The sequence below is a fragment of the Alteromonas sp. genome, assembly GCF_984505615.1.
The window spans coordinates 1-23,546 of record NZ_CFHOXV010000051.1; the positions used below are offsets into that span (position 1 = coordinate 1).

The window sequence follows — 23,546 nt, forward strand, 5'->3', positions numbered from 1 at the left end:
ACATCCAATCATGAAAGGCTGGTGGAAGCACTTAATGTTGTAAAGCGGGCATCCAGTACACAGGCTGACTTGATCAACGATATTCTGGATATGTCGCGGATTATATCCGGCACGATGAAGCTGAGTGTGCAGTCCGTTTCAGTGAGTGAAGCGGTACAGGACGTGGCGAAACAGTTCGAAGCCGGTTTTGCAGCCAAGAATATTAAGCTGAGCGGTTATTATCAGGACGAACACACTACCATTCTGGCGGATAAAGTGCGCATAAAGCAGGTGGTGCATAATCTGTTATCTAATGCCCTGAAATTCACGCCCAAGGGGGGATGTGTCACTATCAGCGGTGCCAGAGAGCATTCCAATTACAAGCTTTTCGTCCGCGATACGGGGAAAGGATTGTCTGAGGAACAGCAAGCGCACGTTTTCGAGCGGTTCTACCAGGGCAAAGCATCTCACAATAAGCAAGGCCTGGGCCTCGGTTTGTCCATAGTGAAAAGCATCGTAGAAATGCACGGTGGTGATATATGGGTCAGTAGCGACGGCGAAGGTATGGGGACTACGTTTTATGTCACTATTCCAATCGCGCCGGTTGCCAGTCCGCTGCCGAAAACCCAATCAACTGATGTAGTAGAAGGCAGTGCGGCGCACAGTGACAGGCTCAGCGGACTGCGAATTCTGGTGGCTGAGGATGAAGAAGACGCTAGAAAATTCCTGCGTCTGTTCCTCGAAAGTCATGGTGCACAAGTCACGCTGGCCAAAAATGGTCTGGTTGCCTGGCGCATTCTCAACGAAACACCACGGGCGTTTAATTTGCTGTTGTCAGATATTGGCATGCCGGAGCTGGATGGTATTGGTTATATCACCAAAATCCGGGGCAGTGAGCATAAGGAAATCAGAGAGTTCAACGCCGTTGCGCTTACCGCTTATGCTTACACCGCAGACAGAGTTAAAGCGCTGAAAGCCGGATTTTCAAATTATGTCTCTAAACCTGTGGATGCAGAAGAGCTGCTGACCGTGCTGGAAATGTATAAACCTGAAGGTGAATAAAAGGTGGCGGGTCAAAAACGGCCCGCCCGTCTTGCTGTAACTGTTTTTGCTTTATCCCTTTCCTGTCATTCAGTAAGCTGTGTTAAACAGTTTGCTGCCATGGAACCGGTTGGTGAAAAAATACGGAATATTAATACTGACACTTGCTTTAGCCATTCTTGCCGGTGTTGTCTTCTTTCCAAAACCTGATAAACCGGCTTATAGCACGGCCCGGCTTCCACAAACAAAAGTTGTAAACATGCCTGCGGAAGAGCCGCAACCTCCGGTCACCGCTGAACAAGATGAAGGCACTGAAAAGCCTGAACCTGTATTTGATCGTTTTCCTTCCTGTCCGCGGTTGAGTCCCGACGACTACACGCTGATTGAAAAGAAAATAAAAGCCTTTTATGCAGAAAACCTCAGTTCAGAGAATGAGCAATCACGCCTGACCGCACTCATGATGACCAGCGTTGAAGGTGAGGCTGCGATGAATGCGTGGCAATCATTTTTGTCTGAATATCCCCGTAATACAGATGCTGTCCGGGAAACATTACGACTTTGCAGTGTGAACGGTTCCCACTCCGTGTGTAACCATCAACTGGTGCGTCAGGCTGAAGAGGCTGGCCGTGATGATGGCGAAACCTGGCTGAACCTCGTGTTATTTCATATAGAGCAGAATGATCATGAGGCTGTACTGGCATCCCTTGAAAATATGGTGCAGGCCAAAAACTATTCTAATCATTATGCCCGGTTTGTCTCCCTGGCGCTGGATTCCGTGGTAGCTGAGCAGGTGGCTTCTCTTGAAGGTGCTGTGATTTATGCGATGGGTAAATGGGCCGCCGGTACGTACAAATATAATCTGCTCAAAACATGGTGCGGGCGCAGGGCTGACGAGCCTGCTGTCGCCAGTGCATGCATTGCGGCTGCAAAAGATATGGTGGCAAGAGCGCCACTAGAGTTAGAAAAATTAATTGGTCATGATATAGAGCTCGATATTCATACGAAGCAGGGCAACATGGCGATGGTTGATGCTGTCAGAGAAGAAATGGAAGCTGATGTAACACCGGAGCATCCTCGTCTTGCGGATGCTCTGGATTTGATGATGCATGACCATGCACTTTTCTACACCTGGCTTAATGCATTGCAGCAATCCAGTGAAGAAGACGCTATTTCTGCCCTGATAAAAGAGGCCGCCGATAAATCTGCTGACCCCTCGTATCAACCTTGTCGCACAGAGTCAGACCCGCCCTCTGCGTCAGAGTAAAATCATCAACAGTGCACCGAAAATCATGAACAGATTTTCAGACAAGGATACAAAGCCTAAGGGCACATTGCTTTCACCGCCAACACAAGCGCATTTCAATTCACGCTTGTCCACGTAAACGGCTTTATAAACTGAAACCGCGCCAACCGACCCTATGAAAAGTGAGATGGGGGCAATCAGCCACACGGGCAACATCGCAATCATGCCTATGCCGGCGAAAGCTTCCAGAAAGGGGTAGAGGTAGGCGTAGCGTAAGTGCTTCATCGCCAGTAAATCATAGGTGATAAATGAGTTAGTAAAGCTGAAGAGGTCCCGTAACTTCTGTACCGCCAGTAAGGTCATGGAAAAGGCAATAAACAGCATAAGTGTACGAACGCTGAAAAAGTGTGTCATCAGCAGGCTCTGTACGGCGAAAGCCAGTAATAATGCAACAGCAAAAATCACCAGAACCGGTGTGTAGGTTGTACCGGATTGCGGTGTGTCGCCTTTGCCGAAGTATGCCTGCAAATCATCATAGCCGCCAATACGCTGACCATCGATGAAGGTTTGCGGCGTGGTTTTTACATCATGCTTCTGCTTAAATTTATCGGTTTCTTCCCGCGAGGTCAGTTTGTGGTCTTCAATGTGAAACCCTTCCCGCTCAAGTAAATCTTTTGAGCGCAGGCCGAAGGGACAAATATGTTCATCTGTAACCATGCGATAGAGCTGTGCAACTTTTGCCATGTTTCCTCCCTTGTTCAATAAGCAGTTTTCAATAGGCGATCCGGTCAGGATTCAGTATTGCTACGCAGCATCACCGTATTTTGATCCGTAAAGATGCGTGACAGGTCTTGTCAGTCCGGGATTAAACCAGTGAGCAAGTCTTCGGGTATCAACGAGTGATGTACGCAAATGAGGTATGTGTGCCGGAAACTTATATGTTGAGGATAAATCGATGACAAAAAATCACGGTAGCCAGATTAAAGACGACGAACAGTACGAAGCGCTTAGGGATAAAGGCTTCAGCAAAGAAAAGGCTGCAAGAATTTCTAATGCACAGGCCAATGACAGCCTGCATCCGTCTGAGAAAGGTGGCACAAGTAAAAAATATGAAGACCGGACGAAGAAAGACCTGTACGGGCAGGCTAAAAAAATTGGAATCAGTGGCCGCTCCCGGATGAGTAAAGCAGAACTTATAGACGCTCTGCGCAAACATTAGTCCAGAAGCACTTGCTCCCCGGTCTCAGCGGACTTAAAGATGGCGTTGATGATCTTCACGTCACGCAATGCATCCCCGGCCGTAACCAGTGCGGGGCCGGTGCCCAGAATTGCTTTGGCATCATTGTCCATTTGCAGCGTTTGTTGCATGGCACTGATCGCAGGTAAGGTTTCGCCGTTACTGGCCGTACCCGTAACGCCTGAGTAACTTTGCATAGGTTTAAGCTGATACCAGCCCTCCTTGCAGTTAGCTTTGAAATAATTGAAGCCCCGCACAACACTGGCACCACAGTCAGCACGGCTACCATCGGCAAATTCCATAGTGAAAATGGTGGTTTCGTCCACTTCTTTGAATATGTCAGGATGAGACTTTTCGTGATACCCGCTCACAGCTACAGGTTCTTTGCCGCTGATGAAGCGGGTGCCATTAATGGCATACACTCCCATATCGTATAACGCACCACCACCCATCGCTTTCTGCATTCGCCAGTTGCTTGCTTCACGGCCGGAACCGGCATAGCCTGCATAACTTTCAAAACCGGTGAAAGCACCAAAGGGCTGTCGTAAATGATACTCCGCAAAATGACGGGTATTCGGCTCATGCTGCATGCGATAACCGATAGAAAGCATCACTTTGTTGCGGCTGCAGGCATCAATCACAGCCTGACATTCGGCCTCATCCATAGCAAAAGGCTTTTCACACCACACATGCTTGCCAGTGTTGGCAGCCATAACGGAGAAATCTTTATGCGTACCCGTGGGGGTGACCACATAAATCACGTCGATGTTATCGTTATTGGCAATGTCGTTCATTGTCCCGTAGGTGTACGTATTTTTATCAGGGATACCATACTTTGACTGCCACTCTGGTATTTTCTCCGGACTGCCGGTAATAATACCCCGTAGTTCACAGTGGCGGGTGGCCTGCAGCGCCGGGGCAAGCAGACGTGTGCTGTAGTTACCCAATCCCAGCAGGGCTACACCCACTTTGTCTTTCGAAGGGCGGGGAAGAGCAAGCGCAGAAGAAACCGGTACTGCTGATGCGATGAGCAAACCGGAACTGGCGAGCTTGACGAACTGGCGTCGGTGAAGTGTAGACATAATTGCCCTGTTGTTTGATTTTTGCCCGTTTTTAGCCTAGCTATTATTAGGTGCTTTTTCAATGTCCTGAAACTGACATATAAAAATGGTTAATTTTATAAATCAAGAAATTAGACCACTCTGCCGATAAAGATCACGTAAATTTATATTTACTGCTAACCACGGGATCAAAGACACGTGCGGCAGTCATAAACTCATTAACGACTGGAAATAAATTTTATGTTTAATCGTCACCTCGTCAAAGAAAACGAAGCGCTTCGGGAAGAACTGAACATGCTTAAACAGGTTCGTGAAAGTCTTCGTGATGAGATGATTTTCGTGAAACTTGATCACGCAGGTCGCATTGAAAAAGTGAACCGCCTGTTCGAGGAAGAGTTAGGCTACCGCGGGTCAGAAGTGGAAGGTAAACATTTTCTCGATTTTGTTCCGTCTATTGCGAAAGGCACAGATTATTACAAGAAACTGCATCAGGCGATGGAAAGTAATCATCATTACAGCGGGGCCATTGAGTTTACCCGTAAAAATGGTGAGGAAGCCTGGCTTCGCGGCGTGATGCAGCCCATTTTAGATAATAACGGCAGAGTGCATCACTTCTCCGTTAACCTGAACGATCTCACCAGAACGATTACCATGTCGAAAGAGCATGAAGACTTAGTCGAGGCATTACATAAATCCACGGCGGTAATCGAATTTGACCTGAATGGTCATATTTTGGATGCAAATGCCGCTTTTCTTGGGGCAGTAAAATACAGTCTTAAAGATATCAAGGGTAAGCATCACCGCATGTTTTGTACTGATGAAGAAGCAAGTTCAGAGAAATACAAACAATTCTGGAGCAAGCTAGATCGCGGCGAGTTCGTGGCCGGACGTTTCCAACGTGTAGATGCTCAAGGGAATGCGTTGTGGTTGGAAGCAACGTATAACCCCATTCACGATACCCACGGCCGTTTGTATAAAGTGGTGAAGTTTGCCACAGAAATAACCGCTCAGGTCCAGCAGGAACAAGCAGTAGCGAATGCTGCTGATATTGCCTATCACACCTCTAACAATACCGATGCTGTTGCCCGCAAAGGTAAAGATGTGATCAATAAAGTGCTGGAAGAAATGTCTACACTGTCAGAGCAAATGGACAAGGCGAAAGAGGGGATCCACGCACTGGACTCTCAGTCCCAGCAAATCGCGACTATTATCAGCAGTATCAGTGCTATTGCGGATCAAACTAACCTGCTGGCACTGAACGCTGCTATTGAGGCGGCCCGTGCGGGTGATCAGGGACGTGGCTTCGCCGTTGTTGCTGATGAAGTGCGTCAGTTGGCTTCCCGTACGTCTGAAGCCACAGAAGAAATTGTGAACGTGGTGAAACACAACCAGACACTGGCCGCAGACGCCGTAGAACTGGTGAATAAAGGTGATGAACGGGCACAAACCGGACTGGCTTTCGCAGAAGAGGCCGGTGCGGTCATTGACGAGATACAGGAAGGTGCCCGTGCCGTTGTTGATGCCGTCGGTCAGTTTGCCAATCACTTGACAAAATAATCTCATATCTGTTTGTTTTACTAAGAGCGCAGCCCGCACTTTAGCCGGCTGCGTTTTTTTGTCCCTGCATAACCGGCAGCGTTGTAAATCCGCTGCCTCATTCTCCTGTCTTGTCCCGTTTTATCCCGTCCTGTTCCGGACGTCCGGTGCACCCTTCAGCCAGCTTTCATATCTGAGTGGCCACTTCCCCGCGCAAGCAATAGTTGCAATATAAGAAAATATTTATATAATGAAATTCTTATGTTTGTTTTGGTGATCCTGTGAAAAAGCTGTCAGCACGTTTTCTTAATTTTTCTGTCAACCATGCTCTGTGGGTTTATGCGCTTGTCGGGCTGATCACATTAGCGGCTGCTGCCATGATCCCGTACCTTCAGGTCGATACCGATCCTGAAAATATGCTGCCTGCCAGTCATCCTCAAAGAGCTTTTCACAATCAGGTAAAGCAAGATTTCGCAATGCATGATGCCATCGTGGTGGGCGTAGTTCCGCAAAATGGAGAGAGTATTTACACACCGAAAACACTGGCAGAAATTAAACAGGTTACCGGTGCAATACTGGCTATTGACGGGGTCATTGATGCGGATCTTATGTCCTTATCCACCGTGGATAACATCACTCAGGCCGGGCCCGGGACAATCCGGTTTGAATGGTTGATGGATAAGGCACCTGAAGATACAGCCGGTGCTGAGCGAATTAAGGAACATATCGAAAGGTTGCCGTTACTTTACGACACGCTGGTGGCTGAAACTGGCAAGGCTGCGGCGATTTACGTACCCATCGCAGATAAAAATGAAAGCTACCGCATCGCAACGGCTATCCGTACTGAAATTGATAAAACGGGGTCGGAGCAGTCATGGTATATCACCGGCTTACCTGTTGCTGAGGACCAGTTCGGTGTCGAAATGTTTGTGCAGATGGGGATTTCTGCGCCGCTGGCAGGCGCCACAATATTCTTCCTGCTATTCCTTTTCTTCCGCAACCTGCCACTAATCATTGCGCCAATGATTGTTGCCATGGTCACGGTCATTGTGACCATGGGCGTGATGATTGGTATGGGATTTACTGTTCATATCATGTCGTCAATGATTGCTATTTTTCTCATGCCCATTGCTGTGGTGGATTCAGTTCATATTTTGTCGGAGTTTTCTGACCGTTATAAGCCCGGCGAGGATGCAGGCGATGTCATTAGCCGGGTTGTGTCCCATTTGTTTACGCCGATGCTATATACCTCTGTGACCTCATCTGCCGGCTTCTTTTCGCTGATGTTAACGCCAATCCCGCCGGTACAGATTTTTGGCGCCTTTGTAGGCAGCGGTATCCTGCTGGCGTTTCTGCTGACACTTATTTTTATGCCGGCTTACGTGTCGCGGATGAGTGAATCATCTTTAGCCAGGCTTCAGCAGGCTCTCCACGGTGATGGTCAGTCTCAGACCGGAGTCGCCCGGTTTGCTGCAAATATCGGACGGGCGGCTATGGCATGGCGTCGTGGCTGGATTCTCTTATTTGCAGTTCTGTTCGTTTTTTCTGTTTGGGGAATGACAACCATTCAGATAAACGATAATCCGGTACGCTGGTTTAAAGAAGATCATGAAATTCGTGTGGCAGATCGCGTACTGAACGAACAGTTTGCCGGTACCTATAATGCTTACCTTGTATTGACAGATAACCGTCCGGTACCGGACGCCGATTCCCTGCTGAGTACTCCTGTACCGGCGTCATTGAGCACCTGGCGCGAAGACACGCTGAAAAAGGTCGCTTCTTCTGATAGCGCCGCTGCTCTTGAAGCGCTGGTCTTTGCCATTGATGATGCGTTGTTTGCCGCAGAAGACGATGAGGCCATTGAATGGCTTGAGGGGGCAATGAGTAAAACTGAACTGGCTCTGTCTGCCAGCAAGACGTTTCAGTCTCCTGACTTATTAAATCAAATCAGTGAACTGCAAGGGTACCTGAGTCAAACCGGTTTGACCGGTAAATCAAATTCACTCGCTGATGTGGTGAAAGTGGTGAACCGTGAACTGAGAAGCGGTGAAGACACAGACTACACTCTGCCTGATTCTGAACAGGCTGTGGCGCAAACATTGTTGCAATATCAGTCGTCACACCGGCCCGGTGATCTCTGGCATTTTGTGACCCCTGATTTCAGGCAATCCCTGCTTTGGTTGCAACTCACCAGTGGTGATAATCAGGCAATGACAGCAGTAACAGAGAAAGTTGCAGCCTGGTTTGCAGACAACCCGTTGCCTGAGGGCATTGAATACCACTGGGCGGGCAAAGCTTATCTGAATGTAGTCTGGCAGGACAATATGGTAAAAGGCATGACAGAAAGCCTGACCGGTGCGTTTGTAATGGTGTTCATTATGATGGTGGTATTGTTCCGCTCTCTGGTATTCGGCATGCTTGCCATGCTGCCGCTTACCATCACCATTTCATTGATTTACGGCATGATTGGCTTTATTGGAAAAGACTACGATATGCCAATCGCTGTTTTATCAGCGCTGACACTGGGGTTGTCTGTTGATTTCGCTATTCACTTTCTGGAACGTGCCCGGGCAATTTATGACGAAACCGGGAACGTCGATACCACCTTACAGGCAATGTTTGGCGAACCCGCCAGCGCAATCACCCGCAATGCGCTGGTAATTGCACTTGGATTTACCCCGCTTCTGTTTGCACCACTTGTGCCCTACATCACGGTAGGTATTTTCCTGGCGGCTATTATGGCAATTTCAGCACTGGTCACTTTACTGGTGCTGCCGTCCGCCATGAGCCTGCTGCGTCGTTTTGTGTTCCCCGGATAACGGAGAGATATTATGTTTATTGGTCAACAGTATTTTAAACACGTCAGGGTGTTATCGTTCGCTATTATGTTCACCTTGCCGGCTGCTTTTGCCACCGCTGAGTCTGTGGATGTCACCGCCTTAATAACGGCATCGGAAAAAGCAGCCTATTATGCGGGAGATGACGGACGGTCAGACGCCAGAATGCTGATTGTGGACGGGCAGGGACGGAAGCAAATGCGTCAGTTCACTATTTTGCGAAAAGATGTTGCCGACAATGGCGATCAGAAAATGATGGTGTTCTTCAGTCGCCCGGCAGATGTCAAAGACACGGTTTTTCGTGTTGAGAAACATGCCAGCCTGCAGCAGGAAGATGACCGGTGGTTATATCTGCCGGCCCTGGATCTGGTCAAGCGGATTTCCGCCGGAGACAAGCGAACCTCTTTCACTGGTTCCCATTTCTTCTATGAAGATGTATCCGGACGGGCAGTCAGTGAAGATAACTTCACACTGCAAAGCGAAACCACTGAGCGTTATATCTTAAAGGCAAGTCCGAAAACACCTGATTCTGTGGAATTCAGCTATTACGTCGTTGAAATTGATAAACAAACCACGTTACCTGTGTTGATTAATTTTTATCGTGAAAACGGTGAGAATTATCGCCGCGTTGAAGCTGTGTCTGTGGAGACAATACAGGGAAAGCCCACCGTTACCCGCTCTAAGGTAACGGATCTGGCATCAGGCGGTTACACCCTGATGGAATTCAGAAATGTGAGTTATGACCTGGGACTGGATGATAATATTTTCAGTGAACGGAGTCTTCGTACACCTCCTGTTCAGTGGCTGAAATAGTATGAACAGGCAAGCTACCGTAGCACTGGCACTGTGCCTGATGTCCGGGTTAACCACAACGGGTTACGCCCGGCAGTTCGTGGAAGAGCAAAACGGTCAGGATGATCTGTGGGAAGACATGGGGGATTGGGATGAAACAGTATCGCCATTCAACTGGTCCGGCTTTCTCGATGTTGCCGGCGGTACCCGGTTGCAGAGCGATCCTTACCATCCGGACAATACAACGCTGGCCGATGTGAGAATGCAGTTGCAGGGGGCGTACACGTTTTCTGAATCAAAAATCAGTTTTCGCGGCGATGCGTTGTACAACGGTGCGCAAGATAGCTGGCAGTCTCAAATCAGGGAATTGTACTGGCAGGGTAACTTAGGATTTTTGGGAGAAGCCGGCAAATCTGTCGACGTAAAAGCTGGTCAGCAGATCCTTACCTGGGGAACCGGCGACTATTTATTTCTCAATGATTTATTCCCGAAAGATTACCAGTCCTTCTTTTCCGGGCGTGACGACGACTATTTGAAGTATCCGTCGCTCTCGATGAAAGTGAGTGGTTACTTCAATATTCTGAATGTAGATGTGGTGATAACGCCTGAGTTTAAACCTGACAATGGCATCAACGGTGATATTTTTTCTTACTTTAATCCGCAAACCGGTGGAAACACATCAGACAGACTTTCAGTCAGTAATGAAAATACACCGGATAAGCCGGAATATGCACTGCGCCTTTACCGGACCCTCGCCGGTACTGAACTTGCGGTATACGGATACAAAGGTTTCAGTAAATTGCCGCAAGCTGCTGATGTGAATGGCATGCCCCGTTACAGCGAACTGTCAGTGACCGGTTTCAGTGCAGTACGTGCCGTCGGACCGGGGCTGGGTAAACTGGAATACGCTTTTCACGATGGTGAAGATACATCGGGTAATGATCCCCGTTTGCCCAATGATCAAAGCCGCTTTCTGGTGGGGTATGAGCAGGAGCTGATAGCGAATCTGACCGGGGGGATTCAGTGGTACACAGAGCTGACTCATGACCATGAAGCACTGATGACCAATTCGCTCTGGCCACAATATGAACCGTCACAAAGGCGTCATGTGTTCACCACCCAATTACGCTATCAGGCCTGGCGGCAAACTTTATCGTTGCAGGCTTTCAACTTCTATTCACCCACTGATGGAGATGGCTACCTGCGTCTGAAAGCAACCTGGTCACCGGTAGATACCTGGCAACTGGGCGGCGGGCTGAACCTGTTTTATGGTGACGAACCACATACGTTTTACAGTCAGTTCAGAGATGCCTCTAACGTCTATGTCTCATTTCGCTACTATTTCGGAGAATAATTATGTCAGCAGAACGTGCTATTACGGCTTTCGCAGGCTTTATGGTGTTGTTAAGTGTTGCACTCACGTACTTCGTCAGCAGCTATTTTGTGTGGTTTACGGTTTTTATCGGTGCAAACCTGTTTCAGCAGAGCTTCACCGGCTTTTGCCCTGCAACTATTGTGTTAAGAAAATTCTTCGGTTTCAAAACGGAGAAAGAGCTCGCATTTTCTTGCGGTCATAGCAAATAGCCGGCACTGATTTCCCGCAGCTTTAAAGCACCATGCCTTTGCATGGTGTTTTTTGAATTATCCGCCCTCCTGTCTCTGTTAATCCCCTGTCTGACGAAAATTACCCATCGTGATATTGCTTAGCATGCTAACTATATGTTTAAATGATTAGCATGCTAACTAATTGGGTGTGCAGTGCAAATGGAAAACAATATCGGATGGTTACTGAGTCGTGCGGCGTTTGCCTGGCGGCACGCCGTAGACCACTACATGGCGGATCTTGGCCTGACTCAGTCCCGCTGGATCGCCATGCTCCATCTCGACCGCACCGGTGAAGGATGCAGCCAGAAGGAGCTGGCCGGTGATATAGGCATTGAACAACCTTCGCTGCTACGCACGCTGAATTTGTTAGAAGAGGCCGGGCTGATACTAAGAAAGCCTTGTCCCGATGACGCCAGACGAAAAACCCTCTGGTTTACCGAAAAGGGCAGAGAACTCATGCAGGCCGTTGAGGCCAGAGCATTTGAGGGCCGCCAGCAGATGCTGCGTGGCCTGTCTGATGAAGAACGGTCAGTCTTTTACGTTCTGCTGAGTAAAGTCATCGATAACGCAAACCATATTTCTACTCCGGAGAATTCATGACCGCAGATGCACAATTTAACCGATGGATGCGCGGCGCATTAGTGCTGTTCATTGCCATTTGTGCTTACATTTTTATTGCCGATTTCAATATTCCCATGACACCTCATTCCATGGTGCAGCGTCCTGTTGTGACTGTGGCACCCAGAGTGTCGGGTGAAGTGATCAGCGTTGCCGTGCAAAATAACCAGCAGGTCCGTAAAGGCGACGTACTGTTTAAAATTGACGGCACTGACTACGAACTGGCGGTGGAAAAAGCCCGCCTGGCACTGCGGGAAGCGCAGCAGACTAACGACAATTTGCACGCCCAGCTGGCCGAAGCACAGGCAAGTATTATCGAAACACAAGTTACCCTTGCTGAAGACAAACGTGAACATAAGCGTTTAGCCTCATTAGCTGCTAAGAATCTGGTCAGTACCCAACTTGTTGATCAAAAAATGGCTGAAGTTGAAGCCGCCGGGGCGAGACTGCAGGCTGCACAGGAGCGCAAAAAAGCGCTAGAGGTTGAGCTTGGTGAGGAAGGAGAAGATAACCTGCGCCTTCGTATTGCTTCAAATACGCTTAAACAGGCTGAACTGGATCTGGCGCGAACAACTGTCGTAGCACCTGAAGATGGTGTCATTTCGAATCTGCAACTTTCGCCGGGCATTCAGGCTCAGGCAAATCAATCTTTGCTCTCGCTGGTGGTTACCGGTGAAGAACGTGTCGTTGCCGATTTTCGCGAAAAGAGCCTGAGTAAAATTGGTAATAGCGCAGATGCTCTGGTGGTATTTGATGCCCTTCCGGGGGAAGTCTTTCACGCTTCAGTAGTCAGTAAAGATTTGGGTGTGGCTACAGGACAACTTTTACCGGACGGGAAGCTGGCCGAACCGGACGTATCCGACCGTTGGGTACGTGATGCCCAGCGTGTCCGTGTTTATGTTGCATTAACCGACCAGGCTCTGCCCGCAGATATGGTGAGCGGCGCACGGGCGACGGTGTTGCTGCAACGTCATGAGGACGGCATCTTTAACTGGATGGGCGCAGCGCAGATGAAGGTTGTCAGTCTGTTGCACTATATTTATTAAGATGGGTGTCAGTAAGTTGTCCGGTCTTATACTGAAAAAGCAGCGTGACCATCACTTTATTAATTCGGCCGGGGATTATTCCCCGCAGGATCAGCGTCGGGTGTTGCGCATAGCCCTTGGCAGCTGTGCCGGATTTCTCATCAGTAAATACATGAACTGGCCTTACGGCGTCTTTTTCGCTGTCTATCCCATGTTATTGCTGGGTATGTTGCCTAAGTTCGACCGCCTGATTGCCTGGCAGTTTATGGTAGGTGTGGCGGTGAATGTGGTGGAAATCTATCTGCTGAATGTGTTTTTCAAACATCATCCGGCTTTAATGATTATGGGTGTGTTTGCGGTATTTTTTGTTCATTTCAGGTTGATGGCCAAAGGTTCGCACTTCCTGCTATGGGCCTCCGGGATAGTCACTCTCTCAGTGTTGCTCCATTTTTCAAGCTATCCGGATGCATCACTAACCGATATGACTATGGCGGCATTCCTCGCCACGCTGATATCCGTTATTTCCGCAGCGGTGCTTTACTGGCTGATTCCGGAGACTGATCCTATCGCACCGCCACCACAGCATAACGTGACGTTTGCACAGATTAATCACCGCACGCTGATGGGTGCGATTCTGGCTACGCTGTCATTCGTTGTCTTTCAAATTTTCGATTTGAAAGATTCCCTGTCTGCACAGGTAGCAACCGTACTCGTGCTGTTTCCTATGACCTTCCGCGGCTCGCTGGAAAACTCCATGAAGCGGGCAAAAGGCGTTGCCCTAGGATGCGCGCTGGGTATTACAGTGCAATTATTGATGTACGATCTGATCCGCTATCTTCCCCTGGTCGTGATTGCGATGTTTATCACCGTCATGCTCACGGCCCGGCTGCATTTGATTGAACGCACCGGTTCAGGTATGGGCTTTGGTGCCTTAACCACTATCGGCATTTTGTTCGGGCAGTATCTTCAGCCCAATTCAGACATGCTGTACAGCAGTATGTACCGCTTTTCCTCTGTCGTCGTCGCACTGTCACTTCTTATGAGCCTGGCATGGCTGCTGGATGGTTTTTTAAATCGATTCGCGATTACGCGAAATGTATGATGCAGTGATAATTTATTGAAGGAAAGCAGCAACCTTGGAAGTAGTAAGCTTTACAGATTTATTCACCGGAGGCGGGGCAGTGTCAGCTGCTGTAGCGCTGGGACTGATTATTCTTGCAGGCCTTACGTCAATGATAACAGCTTCATTCGGTGTCGGTGGCGGTGTTATGTTGCTGGCGACCATGGCAACGGTTGTGCCGGTAGCCGCGTTGATCCCTGTGCACGGACTTGTACAGCTGGGTTCTAACGGGAGCCGTTCGTGGCTGACCCGTTCGCACATCGACTGGGCCATGGTGAAGTGGTTTAGTGGCGGTGCGCTGGCCGGGGCTGTTGCTGCGTCTTTCATTGTGGTGCAACTGCCGCTAATCACCATTCAGTTTACTGTAGCGGGTTTTATCTTATTTTTAGTGTGGGGACCAAAACCGGCGAAAAGGGAGCTGAGCAAAACCGGCCGTTGCATTGCCGGTGCGCTGACGACGGTTGCGACTATGTTTGTGGGCGCGACAGGGCCGCTGGTCGCCGGGTTTGTGCACCGGAATACCGACAACAAGATGACCCTCACCAGTACGTTCGCAACCTGTATGACATTTCAGCATCTGCTTAAAGCCTTTGTTTTCAGCTTTGCCGGATTTGCTTTTTTTCAGTGGTTGCCACTGGTAGTTGCTATGGTAGTCAGCGGCTTTACCGGCACCTGGCTGGGGTTGAAAGTGCTGAAAAAAGTGTCTGACGAGCGCTTTGCCCTGCTGTTTAAAGTTATCGTTACCATACTGGCCCTGCGCCTTATCTGGCAGGCAGTGATGTCGCTCTAACGCCTGCTGAGCGTCAGGCCGTATCGCCGGAGTTTTCTGTAAAGTGTTCTGGTGCTTATGCCAAGCACGTCTGCCAGCGCTTCCGGCGTACCGTCGAAGGCAGAGATGATTTCAGACAGGTACGCTTCCTCTGCTTCTTCCAGTGTTTTTAATCTGAGCGGGCCGGACTCCTGTTCGCTTTCCGGTACAGTCAGATGTGACGGTAAGTCCGCCGGCGTAATGTGTTCATCTACCGATAAGAGGGCGGCTTGTTCGGTGACGTTGCGCAATTCTCTGATATTGCCGGGAAATGCATAACGGCTGAGTACGGACAGGGCATCTTTGTTAAAGGTCTTCTTCGTGTGCCCGGCTTGCGTAAGGAATTGCCCGCATAGCGCAGGAATGTCTTCCCTGCGCTGGCGTAGAGAAGGCAGGGCGATGGGAAAGCCGGCAATCCGGTAATAGAGATCTTGTCTGAATTCGCCCTTCTCAACCAGCTGTTTAAGGTTTTTGTGCGTGGCGCAGACCAGCCTGAAATCAGAATGCTTCAGCTTCAGGCTGCCGACAGGACGGTAAGTTCCTGACTCCAGCAATCGCAGCAGCTTGACCTGCATACTCATTGGCACATCGCCAATTTCATCGAAAAACACCGTACCGCCACTGGCCACATCAATGAGCCCTTTTTTTGACGATGATGCGCCGGTAAATGCTCCTTTCTCGTGACCGAACAGCTCTGATTCAAATAATGACTCAGTCAGTCCGGTGCATTCAATGACCACAAACGGTTTGTCTTTCCGTGAGCTGCTTTCGTGAATAGCGTGGGCGACAAGTTCTTTTCCGGTGCCTGTTTCTCCCTGCAATAACACGGCAATGTCTGCCGGTGCAGCGCGGCTGATTTGATGCAGCATATTCCTGAAAGACGGCGCACTGCCAATGAGTTTCGCATTACCGGCCCCGGGAGAAGCAAAGGTGATCTGCTCCAGCACCTCCAGGTAGCCAAGCACCATGCCATCTTCGTCCTCCACCGGCTTCATTGTGATCTGGCAATGAGAATCGCCTGTGCGGGTTTTGTGATTGTGTACCACTGAGCTTGGTCTTTGTGTGCTTTTGCATTCAGCAAGGGGGCAGTCTTCTCCGGCTTGATCACAGGGTACAGCATTGTTGTGAGACACGCTGAAGCAGGTGCTTTTACCGGTGATGATGTGCTCTTCGTAGGTGTCGCGGTAGAGCTGATTAACCGCATGCACCACATAATCCGGCGTGATAAAAATCGCCGGTTTATCAATCGCATTGATCATCGACTGAATAATAGAAATGTTCACGTTCATCCCCCCTGGTGAATTGTGACAATTATGTCACAAGGTATGTCAAAAATGACTTTATTTTTCCGGTGAGAAAGCTTGCGTTGGATCAAATAGCGGCCTGTTCGAAGGGTGTAAGGTAGCGGCTATGAAATTTGCGATGTATCCGAAGTCGTCCGGTGGCTCAAACATCCCTGTTGTGTTCGTTATTCACGCTTTCTGCGCACAATAATTGCGGTTTTTGATTTATCTCACGCTTCTGTGATTGCCAACGTTACTCTGTGGCACGACTTCTGCTCTGCCAGTGATATTAAATTCGGCTACATCGTCGACATTTCGCCAAATTACTAATTAATCGGGAGATGTTCCTAATGAGCGATACATTACTGGAGTTATCGCGCTGGCAGTTTGCATTGACTGCTATGTTCCACTTTATCTTTGTACCCCTTACCTTAGGTATGACTTTCCTGCTTGCCATCATGGAATCGGTTTACGTGATGACCGGCAAGGAAATCTACAAACAGATGACCAAATTCTGGGGTAAGTTGTTCGGGATAAACTTTGCGATTGGTGTGGCTACCGGCCTCACCATGGAGTTCCAGTTCGGTATGAACTGGTCTTATTATTCACATTACGTGGGTGACATTTTTGGCGCACCATTGGCTATTGAAGGCCTGATGGCGTTTTTCCTTGAATCAACCTTCGTCGGACTGTTCTTCTTTGGCTGGGACCGCATGTCAAAAGTGAAGCACCTTATGGCTACCTGGCTGGTGGCTATCGGTTCTAACTTTTCGGCGCTTTGGATCCTTATCGCCAATGGCTGGATGCAAAACCCTGTGGGCGCCGACTTCAATGTTGAATCTATGCGGATGGAAATGACCAGCTTCGCTGACGTTATTTTTAATCCGGTGGCACAAGTGAAGTTTGTACACACTGTCTCTGCAGGCTATACCACAGGCGCAATGTTCGTGCTGGCTATCTCCAGTTATTACTTACTGAAACACAAGCATGTTGCGTTTGCCCGCCGCTCTTTTGCCATCGCTGCAAGCTTCGGTCTGGCGTCTGTGTTATCAGTGATTATTCTGGGCGATGAAAGCGGATATGAAATCGGTGATGTGCAGAAAGTGAAACTCGCCGCTGTAGAAGCAGAGTACGAAACCCATCCTGCGCCTGCGCCATTCACCATCTTTGGTATTCCGAATGACGAAGAAGAGCGTATGGACTACGCCATTCAAATCCCCTACGCCATGGGTATCATCGCCACCCGCAGCTTTGATGAGGAAGTTACCGGCATTAAAGATTTGAAAGAGCAGCACCGTGTTCGCATTTTATCCGGTGTGCAGGCATACAAGCACATGGATGCAGTGCGTGACGGTTCAGCCACGCCGGCAGAGCAGGCGCTGTTTGATGCGAATAAAGAAAATTTGGGTTACGCCATGCTGCTGCAACCCTTTACGCAGGACATTACACGGCCTACACCTGAAGCGCTTGAGCGTGCCGTGGATTACAGTATTCCGCCTGTTGCACCGCTGTTTTATTCCTTCCGCTTAATGGTACTGGCAGGCTTTTTAATGCTGGCTCTGTTCGCGGCAGCGTTCTGGTACAGCACTAAACATCGCATTACTCAGCCCCGCTGGCTACTGAAATCAGCCCTCTACGGCTTACCTCTGCCCTGGATTGCCTGTGAAGCAGGCTGGTTCGTCGCCGAGTTTGGTCGTCAGCCATGGTCTATTGCAGAAGTACTGCCGGTCCACGTGTCTGTTTCCAATCTGAGTGTGGGTGATGTGGTATTCACCATGGTGGGCTACACCTTGTTCTACACCGTGATGTTCATTATCAGCTTCTACCTGATGAAGAAATTCGCCAAAAAAGGACCGGTTCCTCCCGGCGACGAACAGGATGGAGCAAGCGTAATTGGTTTAACTGAAAAAGGAGCAAACGCATGATCGATTATGAAGTGTTGCGGGTGATCTGGTGGGTGCTTGTCGGTGTGTTACTGATTGGCTTTGCCATTACCGACGGCTTTGATTTAGGTGTAGGTTCGCTGCTTACTATTATCGGGCGTACCGACGAAGAGCGACGGGTGATGATTAATACCATCGGCCCGCACTGGGACGGCAACCAGGTGTGGTTCATCACGGCCGGTGGCGCTATTTTTGCTGCCTGGCCAATGATTTATGCTACTGCGTTTTCCGGCTTTTACATCGCGTTATTTCTTACGCTTGCTGCGTTATGGATGCGCCCCATCGGCTTCGATTACCGTAGTAAACTGCCCGGAGCAAAGTGGCGTCAGCGTTGGGACTGGGCGTTGTTTGCCGGCGGATTTGTTCCGGCACTTATCTTTGGTGTTGCGTTCGGAAACCTGTTGCAGGGCGTACCCTATGAATTTGATAACACGTTGAAATCCACCTACACCGGTTCTTTCTTCGGGTTATTGAATCCCTTTGCCATCCTGACCGGTCTGGTATCCGTTGCATTACTGCTTAATCACGGTGCCACCTGGTTGCAAATGAAAACAGACGGTTTTGTTGAAGTGCGTGCCCGTGCCACCTCAGTGATCCTGTCTTTGGTGACTGTGGCGTTATTTATTCTGGCCGGCGTGGTTGTAGCCTTCGGCATAGATGGTTATGTGATGAGCTCTGTAGCAGACACTTATGCCGTCTCAAATCCGTTGCACAAAACCGTTGTCACTGAAACCGGCGCGTGGATGAACAACTATGGGACTTACCCCTGGATGATCATTGCACCTGCACTGGGTATTGCTGGTGGCCTGGCTTGCGCAGCCTTTTCAAAAGCAGGCCGTGCGGGATGGGCATTTGTGTCCAGTTCTGCCATGATAGCCGGCGTTATTTTAACGGCGGGGTTCTCAATGTTCCCGTTCCTGATGCCAAGCAGCACAATGCCGGATGCAAGTCTGACAATGTGGGATGCTACATCCAGTGAAATGACATTACGTGTGATGTTCTTCGTAGCCTGTGTATTTGTGCCCATCGTACTGTCTTACACCATCTACGGGTTCTACGTGATGCGTGGAAGAGTTAAACAATCTGATTTAGATAAATCTCACGCGATTTACTAGGAGGCATTATGTGGTATTTCACCTGGATCCTTGGCATTTTACTGGCTTGTTCATTTGGCATTATCAACGCCATGTGGCTGGAGTCTACTGAGAACATGGACCGCCCTGATACTGAAGAATAAGGGATAATTTGAGTCGTTCCCTCTCACTTACCCGCTGGTTTCAGCAATCTGTCGCCACCGGAAACTCTGCTCCCCGCAGGGCTCTGGTGGCGCTTACCGTCCTCCACGTTTTACGTGATGCTGCGCTCATTGCGGCATACTGGGGTTTTGCTGCCATGGTGTCGCAGTGGATCATTGACGGCGTTGCCGCTTCGTCCTCACTGTTATGGTTTACTGCAATTTGTCTTACCGGCGTGTGGCTGAGTCAGGGTTGCAGCATCTGGTTGAATCATCATGGCAGGCTAAAACTGCTCTTTCGCTTACAGCAACAGCTATTGCGCACATTTGGCCATCAGCAACATGCTTTAGTGCGACAGCATTCAACCTTTCACTGGCAAACCTTGTGGCAAATGCACATCCCTGCTGTAGTGAACTGGCATTTTGATTACCGTGTTCAGCAACTGGTGGCCGTATTAGTGCCGCTTTTTGCTCTTGCGGCCATTTTTAGTGTCAGCATAGTTGTGGGCGGGAGTTTGTTAATCACTTTACCCATTGTGCCGCTGTTTATGATCCTGGTTGGTAAGGGTGCCGCGGCATTGCACCGCAAACATTTTATTGCTCTTGAGCGGCTTGGGCGCCTGTTTACAGACCGGATATCCGCGTTGCCGCTGTTAGCCATGTTTAACGCCCATGACGCACAGGCCAGACGTTTAGACACTGCGGGCCAGAGCTTAAGAGAACGCACCATGAAGGTAGTGTCGGTGGCGTTTTTGTCTACTACCGTACTGGATTTTTTTTCCACCCTCGCCGTAGCGTTAATTGCTGTGTATATCGGGTTTACGTTGCTTGGTGAGTTTAATTTAGGAGAGACAATAGACTTTCAACAAGGTCTGTGGCTCTTATTAACGGCTCCTTTACTGCTTTCTGAGATGAAGAAGCTGGGCCAGTTTTATCATCAAAAAGCGCAGGCTGAGTCTGCCATGGAGGCGATTCAGGATTTATTACAGGATTCCCCGCCGGACGAAGCGCCCGCGATCAGGGACGAAGTGGCACCAATTACTCTAACCGGAGAGCTCACCCGGTCACCTGCGTTAAGCACAAGTATGCTTACCATCAACACCGGTGACTGGATCCGGTTAAATGGTGCATCCGGTGCAGGAAAAACCGTACTGATGGAGTTACTGAGCGGTCAGCGCCCGGGATTAGCAAAGCCGGTATCTGATTACGTTCTGCTCACGCAAACGCCGGTTATTCTGCCGGGTACGGTAAGAGAAAACCTGTGTCTGGCCATGACCTGTTCTGACACGCAGTTACTTGCGGTACTGGACAGTGTGGAACTGGGGGCCTGGCTTTCTATGTTACCTGCGGGACTGGATACGCCTATGGGGGAGCATCCGCCTTTATCCGGTGGTCAGGCGCAGCGGCTGGCCATTGCCCGGTTGTTACTCCGGCAAGCACCGGTGTGGTTTCTGGATGAACCTACTGCCCATTTGCCTCAGTCTCAGCATGAAGCGATTTGTCAGATTATTCATCGTAACTGTCAGCATGCAACTGTCATCTGGGCGTCGCACAAGCCACTGCCATCTGACTGGTTCAGCGCGCACTGGCTGATAAAAGATGGTCGTGTCTGCGATACCGAAAGCGCAGAGTTATCCGGAACAGAAGGTAAAACAACAGGAGCAGGCGAATGAAGCAAATCCCTGTAGTCAGCTTATTGCTTGCCATTGCTCACACCAGTGCCGGACTGCTCATTCTTATATTCTCAAGCTGGTTCATTGCGGCCTGCGCACTGATGCCGGTTAACTTCAATTATATGCTGCCGGCAGTCATCATCCGCGCCCTGGCGCTGGTGCGTATCGGTGCCGGCTACGGACACATGTGGCTGGCGCATCACGATTTGCTGGGACGTACCACGGTGCTTCGCAGTGAACTGTTCAGCAAGCTGAAAGACCATGTTTTGCATGAAAAAGCAGGCGATGTGGAAAAGCTTGCCGCCCAAACCGAACTGTTGTCGTCGGTATGGGTAGGATGGGTTGCCCATCAGGCAAGCGCGGTTGTGCTGGTTATTCTGGCAACGGGTATTGTTACGCAACTGGCGCTGCCCGGCACGTTGGCAATGTGGGTCATGGCGGGCCTCTGGCTCGTACTAACAATGTGGCTTGTAGTGTACGGACTTAATCAGTCAGCGAAACAAACCGTTGAAGAAAAGCGTTTCCGGTTCGGTTCAGAGCATTTCTTTAACAGCAGCAGTTTATGGCACTTGTCTGTTAACCGCCGCAATCCTCATTTTGCCTCTGCCCCCGGGCTGGATAAAGTGTGGCGTTATCAGTTTTCCACGGATGTTGCCGGACAATGGGCATTATGGTTGCTGCATGGCTGTGCTATCCTGGCGCTGGTGGCCTTGTTTGCTTTCAATCAGGATAAGGGATTTGGCAACCCGGCATCGCTGATTGTTCCCATGTTGCTACTGAGTATTACCGACTGGCTCGGACGGTCAGTGACGACTGCCGCACACCTCGGGCGCTACCGCCAGGCGAAAAGTGCGTTGGGTCAATCCGGTGCCATAGCCCTACCGGCCATTCATGACAACCAACCTCGGGGACAAATTCAGCTGGATAGCTTTCAGGCTGTAAATGTCTTGTCGGGTATCGAAGCAACCTTGCCAGTTAAAGGTCTGGTTGTGTTATCCGGGCCCTCCGGCTGCGGTAAGTCATCGTTACTCAAAGCACTGGCCGGTCTGGTGCAGGCGAAAGGTGATTTGCGTTTCGATGGCGATATTGTGCCGGCCGGCAGACGCAAGGGTTGGGTGTATGCTGAGCAGTCGCCGGTATTGCTGGAGGCCACATTAAGAATGAATCTGGTGCCGGATGAGTCTGTGCATAGCGACCGGGCACTGAATAATGCGCTTTCTCAATTCGGTCTGGGGCACTTCTCACCACTGGACGAGTGGCTGGGACAGGGGGGCAGAGCACTTTCCGGTGGTGAGGCAAGACGCTTATCGTTAAGCCGGACTTTGCTCGCTTCGCCTAAGGTCTGGCTGGTTGATGAGCCGTTCGAAGGGCTGGATACCGGCAATCAGCAATATGTCGCTGCCGGGCTGACTGCGGCGGCGGAAAATGCGCTGGTGATCATAGCTACCCATGTCACACCGGAAGATATCCGGCGATCTGCAGACCAATGGATTGAAATGTAACAGGTTTGCCAGCAAACTGAGGGCAGCTTTTAATAAAACCGCCGGAGCCACTTTTGCATTCCCACGATCATCATCACGGACACCACCACGGGCATCATCATGTCAGCGACGGGCAGCGTATCGGCTGGGCGTTCTGGCTTAACTTTATCTTCACGATCATCGAATTTATCGGCGGCTGGCTCACTAACTCCGTGGCAATTATGGCTGATGCCGTTCACGACTTAGGGGATTCGCTATCCATAGGCCTGGCCTGGTATCTCAGCAAAGTAGGGCATAAAAAAGCCGACGAACAATACACTTATGGTTACAAGCGCTTAAGTTTGCTGGGCGCGATGATCAATGGCCTGATCCTGATTGTGGGTTCCGTTTGGGTGTTATCGGAAGCCATTCCCCGTTTGTGGGCACCTGAAATGCCTGTAACTGAAGGCATGATTGCGCTGGCTATTTTGGGGATCGTGGTCAATGGTGTGGCCGCTTACAAGCTGTCTGGCGGAAACACGCTTAATGAAAAAGTACTGAACTGGCACCTACTGGAAGATGTACTCGGGTGGGTCGCCGTACTGATTGTGGGAATTGTGCTTCAATTCGTAAATTGGCCGGTGCTCGACCCTCTCCTCTCGGTGCTATTTACCCTGTTTATTTTATTCAATGTAGGCCGCTACGTTTATCAGACGGTACGCTTATTTTTACAGGGCAGTCCGGATGCGAAACAACAGCAGGAAATTCACTCAGCACTATTATCTGTTGAACACGTCCGCAACCTTCACCATGTCCATTTCTGGTCTCTTGACGGCGAACAGCATGTGCTGACTGCTCACATTGAGCTGGCCTGCGACGTGGATGCCGCCACAGCCCGGGCCCTTAAAAAGCAAATAGACGACAAGCTTTCGGGGTTTAATCTGGCACATACCACCATCGAACTTGAAATGCCCGGCGAGGTCTGCCGCGATACTGATGACCATGACCATGACCATGACCATGACCATGACCATGACCATGACCATGACCA

The 23,546-nt window shown here is 49.8% G+C and carries 21 protein-coding genes; 18 read left to right on the plus strand and 3 right to left on the minus strand.

All coding sequences use genetic code 11. From position 1 onward, the window contains the following. Window positions 1-1,041: hybrid sensor histidine kinase/response regulator (locus AC4PME_RS18670; RefSeq protein WP_491529697.1), on the plus strand; the 1,041-nt coding region annotated here is incomplete at its 5' end. A gap of 238 nt (window positions 1,042-1,279) precedes the next feature. Then, window positions 1,280-2,284 (plus strand): hypothetical protein, encoded by a 1,005-nt coding sequence (locus AC4PME_RS18675; protein ID WP_491045827.1) that lies wholly within the window; start codon window positions 1,280-1,282, stop codon window positions 2,282-2,284. Here AC4PME_RS18675 and AC4PME_RS18680 read toward each other — a convergent pair. Further along, window positions 2,276-3,007, minus strand: coding sequence for a MauE/DoxX family redox-associated membrane protein (locus tag AC4PME_RS18680; RefSeq protein ID WP_491045828.1), 732 nt, complete (start codon window positions 3,005-3,007; stop codon window positions 2,276-2,278). The genes AC4PME_RS18675 and AC4PME_RS18680 overlap by 9 nt on opposite strands. A gap of 211 nt (window positions 3,008-3,218) precedes the next feature. Between AC4PME_RS18680 and AC4PME_RS18685 the strand changes: the two genes are divergently transcribed. Continuing rightward, window positions 3,219-3,482: a DUF7218 family protein gene (locus AC4PME_RS18685; protein WP_119502918.1), complete on the plus strand. Its 264-nt coding sequence runs from the start codon at window positions 3,219-3,221 to the stop codon at window positions 3,480-3,482. Here AC4PME_RS18685 and AC4PME_RS18690 read toward each other — a convergent pair. After that, window positions 3,479-4,582, minus strand: a complete 1,104-nt coding sequence (locus AC4PME_RS18690) for a Gfo/Idh/MocA family protein (protein ID WP_119502917.1) — start codon at window positions 4,580-4,582, stop codon at window positions 3,479-3,481. The genes AC4PME_RS18685 and AC4PME_RS18690 overlap by 4 nt on opposite strands. Before the next feature lie 219 nt (window positions 4,583-4,801). Here AC4PME_RS18690 and AC4PME_RS18695 point away from each other — a divergent pair, with 219 nt between their 5' ends. The 9 genes from AC4PME_RS18695 to AC4PME_RS18735 all read left to right on the plus strand — a co-directional run bounded on the left by AC4PME_RS18695 (window position 4,802) and on the right by AC4PME_RS18735 (window position 14,884). Next, entirely contained in the window at window positions 4,802-6,118 is a 1,317-nt protein-coding gene (locus AC4PME_RS18695) for a methyl-accepting chemotaxis protein (RefSeq protein ID WP_119502916.1), read from the plus strand. 260 nt (window positions 6,119-6,378) lie between these two features. Continuing rightward, the gene (locus tag AC4PME_RS18700) at window positions 6,379-8,916 is read left to right on the plus strand and encodes an efflux RND transporter permease subunit (RefSeq protein ID WP_491045829.1); all 2,538 of its coding nucleotides are present in this window, start codon (window positions 6,379-6,381) and stop codon (window positions 8,914-8,916) included. Between the two features lie 12 nt (window positions 8,917-8,928). Next, the gene (locus AC4PME_RS18705) at window positions 8,929-9,747 is read left to right on the plus strand and encodes an outer membrane lipoprotein-sorting protein (RefSeq protein WP_181013641.1); all 819 of its coding nucleotides are present in this window, start codon (window positions 8,929-8,931) and stop codon (window positions 9,745-9,747) included. Between the two features lies 1 nt (window position 9,748). Beyond that, window positions 9,749-11,080, plus strand: coding sequence for a hypothetical protein (locus AC4PME_RS18710; protein WP_491226067.1), 1,332 nt, complete (start codon window positions 9,749-9,751; stop codon window positions 11,078-11,080). 2 nt (window positions 11,081-11,082) lie between these two features. Continuing rightward, window positions 11,083-11,310: a YgaP family membrane protein gene (locus AC4PME_RS18715; protein ID WP_119502915.1), complete on the plus strand. Its 228-nt coding sequence runs from the start codon at window positions 11,083-11,085 to the stop codon at window positions 11,308-11,310. 180 nt (window positions 11,311-11,490) lie between these two features. Continuing rightward, window positions 11,491-11,931, plus strand: coding sequence for a MarR family transcriptional regulator (locus tag AC4PME_RS18720; RefSeq protein ID WP_119502914.1), 441 nt, complete (start codon window positions 11,491-11,493; stop codon window positions 11,929-11,931). Further along, window positions 11,928-12,995 (plus strand): HlyD family secretion protein, encoded by a 1,068-nt coding sequence (locus AC4PME_RS18725; protein ID WP_119502913.1) that lies wholly within the window; start codon window positions 11,928-11,930, stop codon window positions 12,993-12,995. The genes AC4PME_RS18720 and AC4PME_RS18725 overlap by 4 nt, the downstream gene beginning before the upstream one ends. A 100-nt stretch (window positions 12,996-13,095) precedes the next feature. Beyond that, on the plus strand, window positions 13,096-14,076 hold the full coding sequence (locus AC4PME_RS18730) for a DUF2955 domain-containing protein (protein ID WP_161599186.1): 981 nt from the start codon (window positions 13,096-13,098) through the stop codon (window positions 14,074-14,076). A 79-nt stretch (window positions 14,077-14,155) separates the two neighbouring features. Next, on the plus strand, window positions 14,156-14,884 hold the full coding sequence (locus AC4PME_RS18735; RefSeq protein ID WP_442858434.1) for a sulfite exporter TauE/SafE family protein: 729 nt from the start codon (window positions 14,156-14,158) through the stop codon (window positions 14,882-14,884). On the opposite strand, the gene AC4PME_RS18740 is transcribed toward AC4PME_RS18735, so the two are convergent. Beyond that, window positions 14,881-16,191 (minus strand): sigma-54 interaction domain-containing protein, encoded by a 1,311-nt coding sequence (locus tag AC4PME_RS18740; protein WP_232373420.1) that lies wholly within the window; start codon window positions 16,189-16,191, stop codon window positions 14,881-14,883. The genes AC4PME_RS18735 and AC4PME_RS18740 overlap by 4 nt on opposite strands. 344 nt (window positions 16,192-16,535) lie before the next feature. Between AC4PME_RS18740 and AC4PME_RS18745 the strand changes: the two genes are divergently transcribed. The 6 genes from AC4PME_RS18745 to AC4PME_RS18770 all read left to right on the plus strand — a co-directional run. Beyond that, window positions 16,536-18,110 (plus strand): cytochrome ubiquinol oxidase subunit I, encoded by a 1,575-nt coding sequence (locus AC4PME_RS18745; RefSeq protein ID WP_119502910.1) that lies wholly within the window; start codon window positions 16,536-16,538, stop codon window positions 18,108-18,110. Continuing rightward, a complete protein-coding gene (gene cydB, locus AC4PME_RS18750) occupies window positions 18,107-19,243 on the plus strand; it encodes a cytochrome d ubiquinol oxidase subunit II (protein ID WP_119502909.1) in 1,137 nt (378 codons plus the stop codon). The genes AC4PME_RS18745 and cydB overlap by 4 nt, the downstream gene beginning before the upstream one ends. 8 nt (window positions 19,244-19,251) lie before the next feature. Then, a complete protein-coding gene (cydX, locus tag AC4PME_RS18755) occupies window positions 19,252-19,365 on the plus strand; it encodes a cytochrome bd-I oxidase subunit CydX (RefSeq protein ID WP_119502908.1) in 114 nt (37 codons plus the stop codon). 8 nt (window positions 19,366-19,373) lie between these two features. Continuing rightward, entirely contained in the window at window positions 19,374-21,035 is a 1,662-nt protein-coding gene (locus AC4PME_RS18760; protein WP_491046598.1) for an ABC transporter ATP-binding protein/permease, read from the plus strand. Beyond that, window positions 21,032-22,537: an ATP-binding cassette domain-containing protein gene (locus AC4PME_RS18765; protein WP_491046599.1), complete on the plus strand. Its 1,506-nt coding sequence runs from the start codon at window positions 21,032-21,034 to the stop codon at window positions 22,535-22,537. Before AC4PME_RS18760 ends, AC4PME_RS18765 begins: the two co-directional genes overlap by 4 nt. Before the next feature lie 53 nt (window positions 22,538-22,590). Beyond that, window positions 22,591-23,546 (plus strand): cation diffusion facilitator family transporter (locus AC4PME_RS18770; protein WP_491226066.1); only part of this gene is annotated, 956 nt, incomplete at its 3' end.